The organism is Bacillus sp. EB V-12, from assembly GCF_056158125.1.
The window spans coordinates 237436-254892 of sequence record NZ_JBUXJL010000001.1; the positions used below are offsets into that span (position 1 = coordinate 237436).

18 protein-coding genes and 1 pseudogene are annotated in these 17457 nt (G+C 37.7%); 13 read left to right on the plus strand and 6 right to left on the minus strand.

Annotated features, from left to right (window positions below; translation table 11 throughout):
- Window positions 1–13 precede the first annotated feature (13 nt).
- On the plus strand, window positions 14–865 hold the full coding sequence (gene pheA / locus ACZDYH_RS01245; RefSeq protein WP_000621701.1) for a prephenate dehydratase: 852 nt from the start codon (window positions 14–16) through the stop codon (window positions 863–865).
- Between the two features lie 232 nt (window positions 866–1097).
- Here the strand turns inward: pheA and ACZDYH_RS01250 are convergent, their stop codons facing one another.
- The 3 genes from ACZDYH_RS01250 to ACZDYH_RS01260 all read right to left on the minus strand — a co-directional run bounded on the left by ACZDYH_RS01250 (window position 1098) and on the right by ACZDYH_RS01260 (window position 3509).
- Window positions 1098–1745 carry an MOSC domain-containing protein gene (locus tag ACZDYH_RS01250; protein ID WP_000510698.1) on the minus strand — a complete coding sequence of 216 codons (648 nt, stop codon included), beginning with the start codon at window positions 1743–1745 and terminating at the stop codon, window positions 1098–1100.
- A gap of 79 nt (window positions 1746–1824) precedes the next feature.
- Entirely contained in the window at window positions 1825–2367 is a 543-nt protein-coding gene (locus tag ACZDYH_RS01255) for a transcription repressor NadR (RefSeq protein ID WP_000812275.1), read from the minus strand.
- Window positions 2367–3509 carry an IscS subfamily cysteine desulfurase gene (locus tag ACZDYH_RS01260; protein ID WP_000973766.1) on the minus strand — a complete coding sequence of 381 codons (1143 nt, stop codon included), beginning with the start codon at window positions 3507–3509 and terminating at the stop codon, window positions 2367–2369. Before ACZDYH_RS01260 ends, ACZDYH_RS01255 begins: the two co-directional genes overlap by 1 nt.
- A gap of 152 nt (window positions 3510–3661) precedes the next feature.
- On the opposite strand from ACZDYH_RS01260, the gene nadB reads away from it, so the two are divergent.
- From nadB to ACZDYH_RS01285, 5 genes and pseudogenes are all read left to right on the plus strand, one after another.
- Window positions 3662–5191: an L-aspartate oxidase gene (gene nadB, locus ACZDYH_RS01265; protein ID WP_001138532.1), complete on the plus strand. Its 1530-nt coding sequence runs from the start codon at window positions 3662–3664 to the stop codon at window positions 5189–5191.
- A gap of 19 nt (window positions 5192–5210) precedes the next feature.
- Complete coding sequence (gene nadC / locus ACZDYH_RS01270; RefSeq protein WP_088362138.1) at window positions 5211–6044, plus strand: carboxylating nicotinate-nucleotide diphosphorylase; 834 nt, start codon at window positions 5211–5213, stop codon at window positions 6042–6044.
- Window positions 6045–6073: 29 nt separating this feature from the next.
- Window positions 6074–7180, plus strand: coding sequence for a quinolinate synthase NadA (gene nadA / locus ACZDYH_RS01275; RefSeq protein ID WP_000025339.1), 1107 nt, complete (start codon window positions 6074–6076; stop codon window positions 7178–7180).
- 225 nt (window positions 7181–7405) lie between these two features.
- Window positions 7406–7562: pseudogene (gene safA, locus ACZDYH_RS01280) on the plus strand (SafA/ExsA family spore coat assembly protein); the annotation flags it as partial.
- A 1893-nt stretch (window positions 7563–9455) separates the two neighbouring features.
- Entirely contained in the window at window positions 9456–10097 is a 642-nt protein-coding gene (locus ACZDYH_RS01285) for a YhcN/YlaJ family sporulation lipoprotein (protein WP_001093542.1), read from the plus strand.
- A gap of 33 nt (window positions 10098–10130) precedes the next feature.
- On the opposite strand, the gene ACZDYH_RS01290 is transcribed toward ACZDYH_RS01285, so the two are convergent.
- Window positions 10131–10565 (minus strand): branched-chain amino acid ABC transporter substrate-binding protein, encoded by a 435-nt coding sequence (locus ACZDYH_RS01290; protein ID WP_113304279.1) that lies wholly within the window; start codon window positions 10563–10565, stop codon window positions 10131–10133.
- A 429-nt stretch (window positions 10566–10994) separates the two neighbouring features.
- Here ACZDYH_RS01290 and ACZDYH_RS01295 point away from each other — a divergent pair, with 429 nt between their 5' ends.
- Window positions 10995–11525, plus strand: coding sequence for a BofC C-terminal domain-containing protein (locus ACZDYH_RS01295; protein WP_000871192.1), 531 nt, complete (start codon window positions 10995–10997; stop codon window positions 11523–11525).
- A gap of 13 nt (window positions 11526–11538) precedes the next feature.
- On the opposite strand, the gene ACZDYH_RS01300 is transcribed toward ACZDYH_RS01295, so the two are convergent.
- Window positions 11539–12483, minus strand: coding sequence for an iron-hydroxamate ABC transporter substrate-binding protein (locus tag ACZDYH_RS01300; protein WP_086389513.1), 945 nt, complete (start codon window positions 12481–12483; stop codon window positions 11539–11541).
- Between the two features lie 188 nt (window positions 12484–12671).
- Here ACZDYH_RS01300 and ruvA point away from each other — a divergent pair, with 188 nt between their 5' ends.
- The 6 genes from ruvA to yajC are packed head-to-tail and all read left to right on the plus strand — an operon-like array spanning window position 12672 to window position 17005.
- Window positions 12672–13289, plus strand: coding sequence for a Holliday junction DNA helicase RuvA (gene ruvA, locus ACZDYH_RS01305; RefSeq protein WP_000464511.1), 618 nt, complete (start codon window positions 12672–12674; stop codon window positions 13287–13289).
- Window positions 13290–13294: 5 nt separating this feature from the next.
- A complete protein-coding gene (gene ruvB, locus ACZDYH_RS01310; RefSeq protein ID WP_000344449.1) occupies window positions 13295–14296 on the plus strand; it encodes a Holliday junction branch migration DNA helicase RuvB in 1002 nt (333 codons plus the stop codon).
- On the plus strand, window positions 14293–14493 hold the full coding sequence (locus ACZDYH_RS01315; RefSeq protein ID WP_000138162.1) for a DUF2905 domain-containing protein: 201 nt from the start codon (window positions 14293–14295) through the stop codon (window positions 14491–14493). Before ruvB ends, ACZDYH_RS01315 begins: the two co-directional genes overlap by 4 nt.
- A gap of 19 nt (window positions 14494–14512) precedes the next feature.
- Window positions 14513–15565 carry a tRNA preQ1(34) S-adenosylmethionine ribosyltransferase-isomerase QueA gene (gene queA, locus ACZDYH_RS01320; RefSeq protein WP_086410356.1) on the plus strand — a complete coding sequence of 351 codons (1053 nt, stop codon included), beginning with the start codon at window positions 14513–14515 and terminating at the stop codon, window positions 15563–15565.
- Between the two features lie 12 nt (window positions 15566–15577).
- Window positions 15578–16717, plus strand: a complete 1140-nt coding sequence (tgt, locus tag ACZDYH_RS01325) for a tRNA guanosine(34) transglycosylase Tgt (protein ID WP_000125365.1) — start codon at window positions 15578–15580, stop codon at window positions 16715–16717.
- A 27-nt stretch (window positions 16718–16744) separates the two neighbouring features.
- Window positions 16745–17005, plus strand: coding sequence for a preprotein translocase subunit YajC (yajC, locus tag ACZDYH_RS01330; protein WP_000991115.1), 261 nt, complete (start codon window positions 16745–16747; stop codon window positions 17003–17005).
- Window positions 17006–17041: 36 nt separating this feature from the next.
- On the opposite strand, the gene ACZDYH_RS01335 is transcribed toward yajC, so the two are convergent.
- Window positions 17042–17425 (minus strand): TIGR04086 family membrane protein, encoded by a 384-nt coding sequence (locus ACZDYH_RS01335; protein WP_000349148.1) that lies wholly within the window; start codon window positions 17423–17425, stop codon window positions 17042–17044.
- Window positions 17426–17457 lie beyond the last annotated feature (32 nt).

The window sequence follows — 17457 nt, forward strand, 5'->3', positions numbered from 1 at the left end:
AGGGGAAAAGACGATGATTCGAGTAGGATATTTAGGACCAGAAGCAACATTTACAAATATGGCGGTGAGTCGTTTTTTTCCGGAAGCAGAGCATGTACCGTATCGAACGATTCCAGATTGTATAGATGCAGCTGCAAATGAAAATGTAGACTTCGCAGTTGTACCGTTAGAAAATGCAATAGAAGGTTCAGTGAATATAACGGTTGATTACCTTGTACATGAGCAGCCGCTTTCCATTGTAGGAGAAATTACAGTACCAATTCAGCAGCATTTACTTGTACATCCGCAGTATGCAGAAGTGTGGGATGAAGTATATGCAGTGCATTCTCATCCGCATGCCATTGCACAGTGCCATAAATTTTTAAATGAAGAATTAAAAGGAGTAACTGTTCGAGATATGACATCTACAAGTGCTGCTGCACAATATGTGAAAGAACATCCTGAAGAGAAAATTGCCGCTATTGCAAATGAAGCGGCTGCAGAAAAATACGGATTAACAATTGTGAGACGTAGTATTCATACGCATAAAAATAATCACACACGTTTCTTAGTACTCCATAAGAAAAAGAAAGCAGTACTCCCGAATAACGGAGAGAACCGCGGAGAGAAAACGACGCTTATGATAACGTTACCTGCAGATTATGCAGGTGCCCTATATCAAGTGTTATCAGCTTTCGCATGGAGAAAATTAAACTTATCAAAAATCGAATCGCGTCCGATGAAAACAGGTCTTGGAAATTACTTTTTCTTAATCGATGTCGATAAAGCATACGATGACGTATTATTGCCAGGCGTAACGATGGAACTTGAAGCACTCGGTTTTTCTGTTACTGTGCTGGGGAGTTATTCTTCTTATTGGTTGTAAGATGTAGATGGAATGTTGGTATTTGTCTAATCGTCAATATCATTTCATTGCCTAATATATTTTTTAATAGATTAATAAAATCCCACCTGCAGAAGGTGGGATTCTTTATCCCGCTATTTGCCGGGCAGTAAGAGCCCCACCTCAAAATTCAGCGAAAGTGAAGAAGTTATGAGGGGATCGGGCTGATAATCAGTGGGGAATGAACAAAACCCCCACTGATTAAAGTTTCACTTTATTTCAACTTCGCAAGACGATCTTCTAATTGACCACGCCAAATATCAGCTAGTTCTGGAACAGCAAGAATCTTCTCGATGCCATCTTTATCTTTTCTATTATGAAAATAAATTTCGTTAGAGAATAAAACAGAAACATTGCTTGATGGACGTTCTAGTAATGTAATTTTTGAATCTTTACGTACAGTACCTTCTTGAAGAACGCGGCATAGGTAGCCAGTAAATCCAGTTGCTACAATACGCGGCAGTATGCCAGGGATGCCAAGGCGTTTTGAAATTGTGCTACAAGGTACGCGCGCTTGTGTCACTTGAATAATCGCTTCACCTAATTTGTATGTATCTCCGATGCAAACATCATGCTCTAACATATTTGTTACGGTAATGTTTTCGCCAAATGCGGAAGCTGGAAGTGTTGTTTGAAATTCTTTTTCCCATAGTGCGTAATGCTCGTGTGAGTACACACAAACTGCGCGATCAGGTCCACCGTGGTGTTTTAAATCTGCTACATCATCACCAAGGAAGCCATCTTTTGATAGGAAAGCTTCTTCGGTAAGTTCTTTACATATACCGGTAATCATTTCTTTATCTTCGCTATATTTCATTTGTTTCGGTTTCCCAATGCTAAAGTGAACGAGTTCAATTCCCATATTTGATCTCCTTTACGATTGATTACAATATTATAGCATTAAAAAAGCACAGAGAATGATAAAAACTCTGTGCTTTACATTAATAAACGAGAAATCCTGCTTTATCTAAAGCTTCGCAAGCAGCATCTAACTTCTCTTTAGAATCTGCTTCAATTGTATGTAAGTGAATACCATCTGTTAGTTGCGATAGATAGGAAGCGTTTGTGTTTTCGATTTTTTGTAAATATTGCTCTACATCAAAGCGATTGCTTACCATAATGGATGCTGTTAAGTCACCGTATACAGGATGCTCAACTTTTACGTCTTTAATCGTAACGCCGTGGTCAACAAGCATTGTAAGTTCTTGACGTACTTCTGCTGGTTTGTGCTGGCATACGATTACGCGTTCAAAAGTTTGTTGTTTCTCTTGTGGCTTTAAATATAAATAGCCTTGAGCAGTTGCAATAATTGGTTCGTTTCGTGCTTTAAGCAAGGAAATATCTTGCACGATAACTTGTCTACTTACGTTCGTCTTTTTCGATAGTTCATTCCCCGATAACGGTTCATTTGCAGCAAGAAGCCACTGGAGGATAAGCTGTCGTCTTTCTTCACCTAAAATCTTTTTTTGTTCATTTTGTTTCATTATGATTTAACACCTCTATAAAATTGATTTCCAATTGTGTGTAGTGCATGAATAGTAGTATCAATTTGATCTTTCGTTGTTTGTTGTCCGAAAGAGAAGCGGACATATTGTTTTGCCTCTTCATACGTTTTTCCAATTGCAAGCATAGTTTTCGAAGGTTCTTGTTTACCGACTTGGCAAGCACTTCCGGTGGAAATGGCGATACCATGGCGATTACATTCTAGCATAGTATATTGACCTTCTATTCCTTTTATTGTAACCCCAACAATATGTGGTAAACAAGAAGTAGAATGACCTTCTACTTCAATTTCTAGCGGAAGTGTTTGTATTTGCTCTAAAAAGTAGGATCGTAACTCTTTAAAACGTAAACTTTCTTCCCATTGAGTTTTTAATATATTTTCAGCAGCTGTTAAAAAAGATGCGATGCCGGGAACGTTCACTGTACCTGGGCGAAATCCTTTTTCGTGAGAAGTTCCTGGAAATACTTGTTCCCAGCGAGTTTGCGGATTTATGTAGCAAGCGCCGACACCTTTTGGTCCGTATATTTTATGTGCTGAAACAGAAAGACTATCAATCCCCATCTCAAAAACATGGATAGGCAGTTTACCAAACGTTTGCACACAATCCGTATGAAATAAAACATTATATTTTTTTAAAAGTGCCCCGATTTCTGTAATGTTTTGAACGGTTCCGATTTCAGAGTTTCCATGCTGTATACTTGCTAGCACAGTATCTTCCGTAATAGCTGCCTCTAAATCTACTAAACAAATGAGTCCATTTTTATCAACAGGAATTTCAGTGATCGTATAGCCTTTTGATTTTAGGGATTGAAAATAACTTCGAATGGATGCATGTTCCATAGGTGTCGTAATAATATGCTTCTTATTTCGGGCATTTAGAAGTGATTGGATTGCAAGATAGTTCGATTCCGATCCACCACTTGTGAAAAATATTCCTTGTTCTTTTCCTCCAATCATTTCCGCAAATGTTTTTCGGCAAACTTGTAATAAAGAAGAAGCCGTTCCTCCAATATCATGTAAACTTTGTTCATTTCCGAAGTATTGCGATGCTGCTTTCATATATGTTTGTAACGCTTCCTCGCTCATAGGTGTAGTAGCTGCATAGTCAAGATATATCATCATGTAAGTTCCTCTCTCTAGTAAGAGTTACATTTCTTTTACTTTTTAAATGGTAGTGAAAATAAGAATTATAAAAAAACTCTTGTCATTATTTTAAAACTATGTAAATATAGGTGTCAAGACAGTTGAAAAGTGTAAAGTAGGAGGCAACAATTATGCCAAGCGCAGATGTCTTAATTATTGGAAGTGGCGTTGCGGCACTTCGTGTTGCAAAAGAGATTTGTCACGAAAAGAATGTGATTATTATCACAAAGGAGACGAAACGTAATAATAATACACATTTAGCTCAAGGTGGAATTGCCGCAGCGGTAGCTACATACGACAATCCTAATGATCATTTTGAAGATACGCTAGTAGCAGGGTGTCATTATAACAATGAAGAAGTGGTCCGTTATTTAGTCGAGGAAGGACCGAAAGAAATTAATAACCTTATTGAAAATGGAATGAAATTTGATGGAGATGAAACAGGTCCTCATCTTGGAAAAGAAGGAGCGCATCGAAAACGTCGTATTTTACATGCAGGTGGCGATGCAACAGGAAAGAATTTATTAGAGCATCTTATTCAAGAAGTAGCTCCATACGTTACGGTAGTGGAACAGGAAATGGTGCTCGATTTTATTATAGAAAAAGATAAATGTGTTGGGGCTTTAACTCGCAACAATAAAGGAGAATTGAAACGTTACAATGCAGATTATACGGTGTTAGCTTCAGGCGGTATTGGCGGTTTATACGCCTTTACTTCTAATGATGAGACGATTACAGGCGATGGACTTGCAATGGTGTACCGTGCAGGCGGAGAGCTTGTAGATTTAGAGTTTATACAATTTCATCCGACGATGTTATACGCGGGTGGGCGTTGTTCTGGTCTTGTGTCCGAAGCTGTTCGCGGAGAAGGAGCTGTCCTTATAAATGGAAAAGGGCAGCGTTTTATGATGGATATACATTCCGAACAGGATTTAGCGCCTCGTGATGTAGTCGCAAGGGCTATTCATGAACAGCTACTTGCGGGTGAAAAAGTGTACTTAAACATCGAAATGATTCAAAACTTTGAACAACGCTTTCCGACCGTGTCATCGATATGTAAAACAAATGGAGTCGATATAAATAAAAAACGTATTCCAGTCGTGCCTGGTACTCATTTTCACATGGGCGGCGTGAAAACGAACTGTGATGGAGAGACGTCTATTCCGAACTTATACGCAGTCGGTGAAGTAGCTTGTAACGGGGTTCATGGTGCAAATAGATTAGCGAGTAATTCATTATTAGAAGGTCTTGTGTTTGGAAAAAGAATCGGACGACACATTTTATCTAGAGAGACAAAAGAAAAGGTGAACATGCTAGCCGAAAAGGAAGCAAAGTTTATCGTTCTGAATCATTTACCGACGAAAGAAGAAATACAAAAATGCATGATGAAATATGTTGGGATTGTGCGAACAGAGCAAAGTTTATCTTATGCGAAGAGATGGCTTAGTAAGTATGGTGTTCGAAATATGATATTACAACATGATGTTCTTACGAATGAAGAGATAACGCTTATTAATATGTTAACGGTTTGTGAGCTTATAGTTGTGTCAGCCTTGCAAAGAGAAGAAAGTATTGGCGGGCATTACCGGAGTGATTATCCAGATAGAAATATAGGAAAGAAAGAGATTGTTCGAGTAAAGAGAAAACGACAACTTGTGTGATGAGGGGAAGAGGGGCTTTATGAACACGATAAAAGTTAAAGAAGCATTAAATCGATTTTTTTTAGAAGATATAGGGGAAAGAGATGTAACATCTCAGCTTATTTTTCCAGATAACTTGCTTTCGAAAGGAACGTTTCTTGCGAAGGATACAGGGGTCTTTGCAGGACGTTTAGTAATTGAATCAGGATTTAAATTAATTGATGAGAGAATTGAAGTAGAGCTTCATAAAAAAGATGGGGACCTTGTAGAAAAAGGCGAAATCATTGCAACTGTGCAAGGTCCAATTGCATCGTTATTAACAGCAGAGCGCGTTATATTAAATGTTATTCAGCGTATAAGCGGAATAGCGACGATGACGCGTAAAGCGGTTCTTGCTTTAGATAGCAGTCATACTCGCATTTGTGATACGCGAAAAACGATGCCAGGACTACGTATGTTTGATAAGCATGCAGTCGTGTGCGGCGGTGGATTTAATCATCGCTTCGGTTTATATGATGGTGTCATGATTAAAGACAATCATATTGCGTTTGCTGGTTCTATTACAAAAGCTGTTACATCAGTGAAAGAGAAGTTAGGACATATGGTGAAAGTAGAAGTAGAAACAGAAACTGAGGAACAGGTGAGAGAGGCTGTTGCTGCTGGTGCTGATATTATTATGTTCGATAATCGTACGCCAGATGAAATCCGGGAGTTTTCAAAAATTGTACCAAGTGCTATCGTTACAGAAGCTTCAGGGGGCATCACAATTGAAGATTTACCGAAATACGGAAAAACAGGGGTAGATTATATTTCACTTGGAGCGTTAACACATTCAGTGAAAGCACTTGATATTAGTTTCAATATTGAAGGATAAGGAAAGTGGCTTAGAGGGGAGAAACGTATATGAGTATTTTAGAACAAGTACAGCCAATTGAAACGATGTTACCAGAGCGTTATTACACGATGTCAACGGAAGATATGGAAAAGCGTGTTCGTGAAATTAAAGAGAAAATGGGGAAAATGTTATTCATTCCAGGGCATCATTATCAAAAAGATGAAGTGGTACAATTTTCAGATGCAGCAGGGGATTCACTTCAGCTTGCGCAAGTTGCAGCGAGCAATAAAGACGCAAAATATATTGTTTTTTGCGGGGTGCACTTTATGGCGGAAACAGCAGATATGTTAACGACAGATGATCAAGTTGTCATCTTACCAGATATGCGTGCAGGTTGTTCGATGGCGGATATGGCAGATATTGAACAAACAGAAAGAGCATGGAAAGAGCTCACGAAATTATTTGGAGATACGATGATTCCGTTAACATATGTGAACTCTACAGCTGCAATTAAAGCGTTTTGTGGTCGTAATGGAGGAGCAACAGTAACATCTTCTAATGCAAAGCAAATGGTATCTTGGGCGTTTACTCAAAAAGAACGTCTTGTCTTTTTACCAGACCAACATTTAGGGAGAAATACAGCGTACGATTTAGGTATCCCGTTAGATAAAATGGCAGTATGGGACCCGCACACAGATTCATTAGAGTACGATGGGGATATAGAAGAAATTCAAGTAATTTTATGGAAAGGGCATTGTTCTGTTCATCAAAATTTTACAGTGAAGAACATTGAGAGCGTACGAAAAAATCATTCTGATATGAATATTATTGTACATCCAGAATGTTGCTATGAAGTTGTAGCTGCTTCAGATTATGCAGGCTCAACGAAATATATTATTGATATGATTGAATCAGCGCCATCTGGTAGCAAATGGGCGATTGGTACAGAAATGAATTTAGTGAACCGAATTATTCAGCAACATCCAGATAAAGAAATTGTTTCACTTAATCCATTTATGTGTCCGTGCTTAACGATGAACCGAATTGATCTGCCTCACTTATTATGGACACTTGAAACGATAGAAAGAGGAGAAGAAATTAACGTTATTAGCGTAGACAAACAAGTAACGGCAGAAGCGGTTCTTGCATTAAATCGTATGTTAGAGCGTGTGTAAAGCAACGGTATTCCCGTTGCTTTTTTTCATACATATAATCATAACGGGAACGAAATGGGCATACATTGTTTTGAAGAAATCATTGTGGTTCTTTATGCTTATTCCGCTTCGAATGATATTGAAAATCGAAGAAGTGATAAAAGTGAAAAGAAGTTAATGTTATTTAGAAAGAGTTACTTCATGAGATTTGTTACTTATAGATAAGTTATACAGGAGGGGGAAAATTTGAAAATTCATATCGTGCAAAAAGGGGATACCCTTTGGAAAATTGCGAAAAAGTACGGAGTGGATTTTGACACGTTGAAAAAAACAAATACACAACTTAGTAATCCAGATTTAATTATGCCAGGTATGAAAATTAAAGTGCCATCCAAGAGTGTTCACATGAAACAACAGGCTGGAGCAGGTTCAGCGCCTCCAAAGCAATACGTAAAAGAAGTGCAGCAAAAAGAATTTGCAGCAACACCAACTCCGCTTGGAATAGAAGATGAAGAAGAAGTTACGTATCAATCAGCACCAATTACACAGCAGCCAGCTATGCAACAAACACAAAAAGAAGTGCAAGTAAAACCGCAGAAGGAGATGCAGGTAAAGTCGCAAAAAGAAGTACAGGTGAAACCACAGAAGGAGATGCAGGTAAAGCCACAAAAAGAAGTACAGGTGAAACCGCAAAAAGAAGTGCAAAAAGAACAGCCAATTCAAAAAGAAAAACCAGTTGAAAAACCGTCTGTTATTCAAAAACCACCTGTGATAGAAAAACAAAAACCGGCGGAAAAAGAAAACACGAAGTTTTCGGTAAATGTATTACCGCAGCCGCCACAACCACCAATAAAACCGAAAAAAGAATATAAAATTTCAGATGTAATAAAAAAAGGAAGCGAGTTAATTGCTCCTCAAATTAGTAAAATGAAACCTAACAATATCATTTCTCCGCAAACGAAAAAAAACAATATAGTATCGCCACAAGTGAAGAAAGAAAATGTAGGAAATATAGTATCGCCGCAAGTGAAGAAAGAAAATGTAGGGAATATAGTGTCGCCGCAAGTGAAGAAAGAAAATGTAGGGAATATAATATCGCCACAAGTGAAGAAAGAAAATGTAGGAAATATAGTGTCACCGCAAGTGAAAAAAGAAAATGTAGGGAATATAGTGTCACCGCAAGTGAAAAAAGAAAATGTAGGGAATATAGTGTCACCGCAAGTGAAAAAAGAAAATGTAGGGAATATAGTGTCACCACAAGTGAAGAAAGAAAACGTAGGGAATATAGTATCGCCAAATGTATCGAAAGAAAATGTAGTTATTCCACAAGTCATACCGCCAAATATTCAAATGCCAAATATTCAAATGCCAAATATTCAAATGCCAATCATGGATAACAACCAGCCACCGAATATAATGCCAATCATGGATAACAATCAAATGCCGAATATAATGCCAATTATGGATAACAATCAAATGCCGAATATAATGCCAATTATGGATAACAATCAAATGCCGAATATGATGCCAATTATGGATAACAATCAAATGCCGAATATGATGCCAATTATGGATAATAATCAAATGCCGAATATGATGCCGATTATGGATAACAACCAACCGCCGAATATAATGCCAATTATGGATAACAACCAAATGCCGAATATAATGCCAATTATGGATAACAATCAAATGCCGAATATGATGCCAATTATGGATAACAATCAACCACCCAATATGATGCCGTATCAAATGCCGTATCAACAGCCCATGATGCCGCCGAATCCGTATTATCAACAACCAAATCCATATCAAATGCCATATCAGCAAGGAGCGCCGTTTGGACCGCAATATACGTCTATGCCAAATCCGAATATGATGCCAATGGATAATAATAATATGCCGCCGCTTGTGCAGGGTGAGGAAGATTGTGGATGCGGAGGAGAAAGTAGACTATATAGTCCACAACCAGGCGGTCCGCAATATGCGAATCCTTTATATTATCAACCAACTCAGTCTGCATATGCACCACAGCCAGGAACGATGTATTATCAACCAGATCCACCAAATGTATTTGGAGAGCCCGTTTCAGAAGAAGAGGACGAAGAAGAAGTTTAAAAAGGCGGGAGTATTCCCGCCTTTTTTACATTCCTGTTAATTAAGAAAATGAAGTTTTTTTATGAAGTGCTAGAAAATTCCCAGTGAAATATTAACAGTGTAAAAACCTTCTCTGTTACTCATCATAAGAGGGAGCTTTTCAGTAGAGAAGCTCATTCTAACAGAGGGGGTTTTTGTATTGAATACGAAAGTAAAAGTGATTGCTGCTTCTTTGTTAGTTACTAGTGCATTAGCTGCATGTGGTACACCAAAAAACAATGCAATGGATGGACGTAACTACAATTACGAGCGTACATCTTATAATGATACACACCAGTATCGTGATAATGTGACGCGTAATGATCGTTATACAGATTATGTAACATATAGAAATGGTCGTAACGATACAGGATACAATTATTATCGAGATGTAAATTACAATGGACAAATTGCTAATCCGCATCCAACTCGTAATATTACAATGAACAATTCATACATTAACAATGATGGTAAAACAGCTGAAAGAATAACAAATCGTGTGAAACGTATGAATAACGTAGACCGTGTGTCTACAGTTGTATATGGAAACGATGTAGCGATTGCGGTAAAACCACGTAACACAGTGACAAATGAAACGGCGATGGCTAACGAAATTCGTCAAGCTGTTGCAAATGAAGTTGGAAACAGAAACGTATATGTTTCTGTAAGAAATGATATGTTTACTCGTGTCGATGCAATGAGTACGCGTCTACGTAACGGTACAGTTACAAACGATTTTAATCGTGACATAGTGAATATGTTCCGAGACATTCGTTACGGTTTAACTGGTACAGTGCGATAACAAAACAAAAGAGGAAGGGTGAGCCCTTCCTCTTTATTCATCGTTGTCTTGTAAACGACGTTTTTTAATAAAATAACTAACGGAGTAAGAAACTAAAAAGCATATGAAAAGAATACTACCTGTTAAAATAGTTTCAAACAGTGGTCTTTCTGGACTGAAAATAATATAAATAATAGCCATAACGATTCCTACAATAAGGGAGCGGAAGACAAGTTTGTAATAAGGAGTTAACTGTATTTCCTTTTCGCCTTCTTCTACATCGATTGAAACACTTAACTGTAAATAAGCAAGTAAAATACTTGTAAACATAAATAATAGCCACAATGGAGATTTCGTAATTTGATCAATGCCTTCAGTGAATCCGATATAGCCTAAAATTCCAACTACGCCAATGTATTGAAAAAGAAAGACAATACGTATGTTTTTTAACATTTGAAGAATGAGGCGTTCATCCTTTATTTTTTTCATAATATTCATCCCCTGCTTATTATGATTTCGCTGTCACATTAATTGTAACATATATATTGCAATTATCAATTTATAATTTACATAAAATAATTTGGATGAAAGAGGAAATGAAATGTTTTTATAAACATGTTGCACTTATACTTTATTAATGTTATATTAGCAAAGCGATGAGCTAATTTACGTAAGACGAGAGATATGCTTAAGTGCTAAACACGCGAATGTGGTCGCCTGGTCTCTCGCCGTAAACGCATCAAGACGCCTGCTTTGCAGGCGTCTTTCATTTTATATAAAAGTAAATGATACATGCAGATGAGGTAAACCCTTATCTGCATTTTTTATTTTTCGAAAGAAATGTAATATGGATAAAACCCCCATTTCCGGAAAAACTACTAATGAAAGTATGATCTTGCCTAAAAGAGGTGAACGGAAATGAAATGGATACTGATTGCGATGCAAGCTTTCGTTATGATGTTTTGTTTCGTTTATGGAACGAATGTGAAGGCGGAAGGGCCAGTACCAGAAGTAACGAAAAAAGAACCTGAGGTTACAATTTTATTAGAGCGTATGTATGTTGATGGCGAAGTAAGCGAAGAAATACTTACAGAAAAAGTGACGGATTTAGAAAAGTTTTTACAGCAGTATAAAGAATGGCAGCTCGTTGATCGTGATGATGTACAAATTGTATTGCAAAAGAAAGTTGATGATATTTCTCCGTTATTGAAAACGAGCGGGTATTTTGGTGTTTCAGAGGAAGGGATATTACAAATTTTCAAAGGTGTACCGAAAAGTGATAATGCGATCCATTCTTTCTTTCAAATTGATATGAAAAAGCTTGAGAGCTATGAACGTGCGAAATTGAAACGTGGCATTCGTATTAAATCAAAAGAAGGTTTTGTGAAGACGATTGAAAAAATGAAGCAATACGCAGTTCAAAGTAAGAAAAAAAGCAGCTCATGGTGAGCTGCTTTTTTTCTTATTTGTTTTTAGCTAAAATTTCTTTTGCGATTTCATCAATTAGCATATCTTTTCCGATTGGATTGAATGCTTTCGTATTGAAGACTTCATTTGATACTTCATATACGTGATTATTTTTAACTGCTTTATTGTCTTTCCAAACGGCACTGTTTTTGTAGTCTTCGTAAACTTTATCAGCTTCGCCGCCGAAGTTTACAATAAACATTTGGTCAGGCTGGAATGCAACTAGACCTTCTAGTGATACTTGCGCCATCGTTTGTTTTAAATCCGTACCTTTTGTTGCTGGAAGTTTTAAGTCATTAAAGATGATGTCACCGTATCCGAAGCTACCGTATACACGGAAGTTTTGTGGTGTAACTGCAACGAACATAAAGTTCTCATCTTTTGTTTTCTCTTTAATTTTTTTAGATAAAGAGTCTGCTTTCTTCTCGTAGTCTGCAATCCATTTGTCTGCTTTCTTCTCTTCGTCAAATAGCTTACCTACTTCTTTAAACTTACCACGCCAGTCTTCTAAGTTTGTTTCTAGAACAACTGTAGGTGCAACCTTTTCTAGTTGATCATAAATTTTTAATTGACGGTTGTTTAAAATAATTAAGTCTGGTTTTAAAGCAGTAACAGCTTCTAAATCAACTTTAGGTGCCCAGTACCAACCTACTGCTTTTACTCCATCTAACTTGTCTGTTAAGTGATTTTGGATTTTATCTTTATATGTATTTGCTGTACCAACAGGTTTGTGTCCAAGAAGTAATAGTTCTTCTGTTGATCCAGATAAGTCAACAATTCTCTTTGGATTTACTGGAATTGTAGCTTCACCTTTAGCATGTTTTACAACTTTTGTTTTCGGTTGTTCTTTTGCCTTCGATTCTTCTTTTTGAGAAGAACAGCCAACGATAGAAAGAACAACGAGCATAATAGTAAATAAAATAAATAGCTTACGTTTCATCCTGATGTAACCCCTTTAATTAGTATTGATAATCATTATCGACTTCTGTATATTAAGGTGCTTTAACCTTTCTGTCAATGGAAAATAACAGAAGTTTCAAGTGGAGAACATTTGTTGGGGTAGTCTCGCTTTTCTATCATTAAATATGTTAAAATGGAATACATGATTTAAGAGGGAGAGATCGTATTTTGTTTGAATATGTTACAGGTTACGTGGAGTATGTAGGGCCGGAATATGTCGTAATTGATCATAATGGAATTGGTTATCAAATTTTCACACCGAATCCGTATGTATTTCAAAGAAGTAAGCAAGAAATCCGTGTCTATACATATCATTATGTAAGAGAAGATATTATGGCACTTTACGGGTTTAAAACACGTGAAGAGCGTTTATTATTTACAAAGTTGTTAGGCGTGTCTGGCATTGGGCCAAAAGGAGCTCTTGCAATTTTAGCTTCTGGTCAAACAGGACAGGTCGTTCAAGCGATTGAGCATGAAGATGAGAAGTTTTTAGTGAAATTCCCAGGCGTCGGAAAGAAAACAGCACGCCAAATGATTTTAGATTTAAAAGGAAAACTAGCAGATGTCGTACCAGATGCATTTGTTGATTTATTCTCAGACACAGAACGTTTTGATGAGAAGAAAGGTTCATCAGCTGAGCTTGATGAGGCACTGGAAGCTCTGCGCGCACTTGGATACGCAGAACGCGAAGTTTCTCGTGTTGTACCAGAGTTATTAAAAGAATCATTAACGACGGATCAGTATATTAAAAAGGCACTTAGTCTTTTACTAAATGGTAAGAGGTGAGTATAATGGACGAACGTCTCCTTTCAGGGGAATCTGCATATGAAGATGCGGATTTAGAATATTCATTACGGCCACAGACGCTCCGTCAGTATATTGGCCAAGATAAAGCAAAACATAATTTAGAAGTATTTATTGAAGCGGCGAAAATGCGTGAAGAAACGTTAGATCACGTGCTTTTATATGGACCACCAGGTCTTGGTAAAACGACGCTTGCGAATATTATTGCCAATGAGATGGGCGTTAATGTTAGAACAACTTCAGGTCCCGCAATTGAAAGACCAGGAGATTTAGCTGCTGTATTAACAGCGCTTCAGCCAGGGGATGTATTATTTATTGATGAAATTCATCGTTTGCATAGATCAATTGAAGAAGTATTGTATCCTGCGATGGAAGACTTTTGCCTTGATATTGTAATTGGAAAAGGGCCTTCAGCACGTTCTGTACGCCTAGATTTACCGCCATTTACATTAGTTGGAGCAACAACACGTGCTGGAGCATTATCGGCACCGCTTCGTGACCGCTTCGGTGTACTTTCAAGGTTAGAGTACTACACAGTAGATCAGCTTTCTGCGATTGTTGAACGTACAGCAGAAGTATTTGAAGTTGAAATCGATTCGTTAGCTGCATTAGAAATTGCAAGACGTGCTCGTGGTACACCTCGTATTGCGAATCGTCTTTTAAGACGTGTACGTGATTTCGCGCAAGTTCGTGGTAACGGAACGGTTACGATGGAAATTACACAAATGGCATTAGAGCTACTGCAAGTAGATAAATTAGGTCTAGATCATATTGATCATAAATTACTGCTTGGTATTATTGAGAAATTCCGTGGCGGTCCAGTTGGATTAGAAACGGTTTCAGCAACAATTGGAGAAGAATCTCATACGATTGAAGATGTGTATGAGCCGTATTTATTACAAATTGGTTTTTTACAACGAACGCCAAGGGGCCGAATTGTAACGCCGCTTGCGTATGAACATTTCGGAATGGAGATACCAAAAGTATGACGGAGATGCCAAAGCTGCTTATTACAGCCGGGATCTTACTCATCGTTGTTGGATTAGCTTGGAAGTTCATTGGAAGGCTTCCAGGCGATATTTTTGTGAAAAAAGGAAACGTTACCTTTTATTTTCCTATCATTACATGTATTGTGTTAAGTATTGTATTATCTTTTATTATGTATATAATAAATCGATTTAAATAAGAAATAGGTGGATATAGCTATGGATATAAATCTGTTTGATTTTCATTTACCAGAAGAACTTATTGCACAAGTCCCGTTAGAAGAGCGTGAAACATCAAGATTAATGGTGTTAGACCGTGAAACAGGTGATATTGAGCATAAACATTTTACGGATATTCTTTCTTACTTACATGAGGGGGATTGCTTAGTTTTAAATGAAACGAAAGTTATGCCTGCTCGTTTGCACGGTGTGAAAGAAGATACAGGCGCGCACATTGAAGTACTTCTTTTAAAACAAGAAGAAGGTGATAAGTGGGAAACGCTTGTAAAGCCAGCGAAACGTGTAAAAGAAGGAACTGTTATCTCTTTTGGCGAAGGGAAATTAAAAGCAACTTGCACAGGAACTGCAGATCAAGGTGGACGTCAGCTTGAATTTTCATATGACGGCATCTTCTATGAAATTTTAGATGAACTTGGGGAAATGCCACTTCCTCCATATATTAAAGAGACGCTAGAAGATCGCGATCGCTATCAAACAGTATATGCGAAAGAAATCGGTTCAGCAGCAGCGCCGACTGCGGGACTTCACTTTACAGAAGAGTTACTTGAGAAGTTAAAGCAAAAAGGCGTTCAGTTAGCATTCATTACACTTCACGTAGGACTTGGAACATTTAGACCAGTTTCTGCAGACACGATTGAAGAACACCATATGCACGCAGAATATTATCATATGTCTGAAGAGACAGCGGCATTATTAAATCGTGTGAAAGAGAATGGTGGACGTATTATTACTGTAGGTACGACATCAACTCGTACGTTAGAAACAATTGCAACAGATCATGACGGTAAGCTCTGCGCCGCTTCTGGATGGACAGATATTTTCATGTATCCGGGATATGAATTTAAAGCAATTGATGGTTTAATTACAAACTTCCATTTACCGAAATCAACATTAATTATGCTTGTAAGTGCATTTGCAAATAGAGATAATGTACTTCATGCTTATAATGAAGCAGTAAAAGAAAAATATCGTTTCTTTAGCTTCGGTGATGCAATGTTCGTTGCATCTCACGCTAAAATGAGAAACAAATAAAAGGAGTAAGTTATGACAGCAATTCGTTATGAATTTATTAAGACATGTAAACAAACGGGTGCCCGTTTAGGTCGTGTGCATACGCCGCACGGTTCATTTGATACACCAACATTTATGCCAGTTGGTACACTTGCAACAGTTAAGACAATGTCACCAGAAGAATTAAAAGCAATGGATTCTGGCATTATTTTAAGTAATACGTATCATTTATGGCTACGTCCAGGTCATGAAATTATTCGTGAAGCAGGCGGCTTGCATAAATTTATGAACTGGGATCGTGCAATCTTAACAGACTCTGGTGGTTTCCAAGTATTCAGTTTAAGTGACTTCCGTCGTATTGAAGAGGAAGGCGTTCACTTCCGTAATCACTTAAATGGAGATAAATTATTCTTATCACCAGAAAAAGCGATGGAAATCCAAAATGCATTAGGTTCAGATATTATGATGGCATTTGATGAGTGTCCACCATTCCCAGCTACTTTTGAATATATGAAGAAATCTGTAGAGCGTACGAGCCGCTGGGCAGAACGTTGCTTAAAAGCGCATGAACGTCCGCAAGATCAAGGTTTATTCGGTATTGTACAGGGCGGGGAGTACGAAGAGCTTCGTCGTCAAAGTGCGAAAGATCTTGTTTCAATGGACTTCCCTGGTTACGCTGTAGGTGGTTTATCTGTTGGTGAACCGAAAGATATTATGAACCGTGTTCTTGAGTTTACAACACCACTCCTTCCAGATAATAAGCCTCGTTACTTAATGGGTGTAGGTTCTCCTGACTCGTTAATCGATGGCGCAATTCGTGGTATTGATATGTTTGACTGTGTACTTCCAACTCGTATCGCTCGAAATGGTACATGTATGACAAGTGAAGGTCGCCTTGTTGTAAAAAATGCGAAATTCGCAAGAGACTTCGGTCCGCTTGATCCAAACTGTGATTGCTACACATGTAAAAACTACTCACGTGCGTACATTCGTCACTTAATGAAATGTGATGAAACGTTCGGAATTCGTTTAACGTCTTATCACAACCTTCATTTTCTGTTAAACTTAATGGAGCAGGTGAGACAAGCTATTCGTGAAGACCGTCTTGGCGATTTCCGCGAAGAGTTCTTTGAACAGTATGGCTTTAATAAACCGAATGCTAAAAACTTCTAATACATAATTTAAAAGGAGGAACAAAAGATGAATGCAGGTATGATGAATATCGTTATGATCGTTGCGATGTTTGCGATTTTCTATTTCTTATTAATTCGCCCGCAACAAAAACGTCAAAAAGCAGTTGCTCAAATGCAAAGTGAGTTAGCAAAAGGTGATGCTATCGTAACAATCGGTGGTTTACACGGTACAATCGAATCAGTAGATGAGACAAAAATCGTTATTAAATCTGGTGGTTCACACTTAACTTTCGATCGCAATGCGATTCGTGAAGTTGTGAAAAACTAATGTGGAAGGCCCTGCATGAAATGTGCAGGGCCTTTTTTAGTTACTTTGCTTTGACATATTTACACCGAAAATACCACCGAGTGTACTCGCCCCCATTAATGCTAATTGATATAGTAATTGTGAGTTCGATAAGGTTTGAGAAAAGCCTAAATAGTTAACTAGAAAGACGAGTATAGTGAACGTGAGCCCTGTTGTGAAACCTACTAGCCAACCTTTTCCTTGAGCCTTTTTGCCGGCAGTAAATCCAGACATAAGCATAGATAAAAGAGCGAGTATAAAAATAGTAACGGTTAATGTCCCTTCATTTATATTCGTAAACTTTAATAAAAGAGCCATAATCATACTAGTAATAGATGCGAGAATTAGTAGCGTAACAATACCGAAGCCAATTGCAGTTGATAATTTTTTCGTTCCATCCATTTATGCATTCCCCCTTTTTAATACAAGCATAT

Coding starts and splice junctions, on each gene's coding strand:
- ACZDYH_RS01315 (WP_000138162.1), top strand. CDS start 14,293: ATGACGGAGATGCCAAAGCTGCTTATTACAGCCGGGATCTTACTCATC.
- ACZDYH_RS01290 (WP_113304279.1), bottom strand. CDS start 10,565: ATGAAAAAAATAAAGGATGAACGCCTCATTCTTCAAATGTTAAAAAAC.
- ACZDYH_RS01250 (WP_000510698.1), bottom strand. CDS start 1,745: ATGGGAATTGAACTCGTTCACTTTAGCATTGGGAAACCGAAACAAATG.
- ACZDYH_RS01260 (WP_000973766.1), bottom strand. CDS start 3,509: ATGATGATATATCTTGACTATGCAGCTACTACACCTATGAGCGAGGAA.
- ACZDYH_RS01255 (WP_000812275.1), bottom strand. CDS start 2,367: ATGAAACAAAATGAACAAAAAAAGATTTTAGGTGAAGAAAGACGACAG.
- tgt (WP_000125365.1), top strand. CDS start 15,578: ATGACAGCAATTCGTTATGAATTTATTAAGACATGTAAACAAACGGGT.
- yajC (WP_000991115.1), top strand. CDS start 16,745: ATGAATGCAGGTATGATGAATATCGTTATGATCGTTGCGATGTTTGCG.
- pheA (WP_000621701.1), top strand. CDS start 14: ATGATTCGAGTAGGATATTTAGGACCAGAAGCAACATTTACAAATATG.
- nadC (WP_088362138.1), top strand. CDS start 5,211: ATGAACACGATAAAAGTTAAAGAAGCATTAAATCGATTTTTTTTAGAA.
- nadA (WP_000025339.1), top strand. CDS start 6,074: ATGAGTATTTTAGAACAAGTACAGCCAATTGAAACGATGTTACCAGAG.
- ACZDYH_RS01300 (WP_086389513.1), bottom strand. CDS start 12,483: ATGAAACGTAAGCTATTTATTTTATTTACTATTATGCTCGTTGTTCTT.
- ruvB (WP_000344449.1), top strand. CDS start 13,295: ATGGACGAACGTCTCCTTTCAGGGGAATCTGCATATGAAGATGCGGAT.
- ACZDYH_RS01295 (WP_000871192.1), top strand. CDS start 10,995: ATGAAATGGATACTGATTGCGATGCAAGCTTTCGTTATGATGTTTTGT.
- nadB (WP_001138532.1), top strand. CDS start 3,662: ATGCCAAGCGCAGATGTCTTAATTATTGGAAGTGGCGTTGCGGCACTT.
- ACZDYH_RS01335 (WP_000349148.1), bottom strand. CDS start 17,425: ATGGATGGAACGAAAAAATTATCAACTGCAATTGGCTTCGGTATTGTT.
- queA (WP_086410356.1), top strand. CDS start 14,513: ATGGATATAAATCTGTTTGATTTTCATTTACCAGAAGAACTTATTGCA.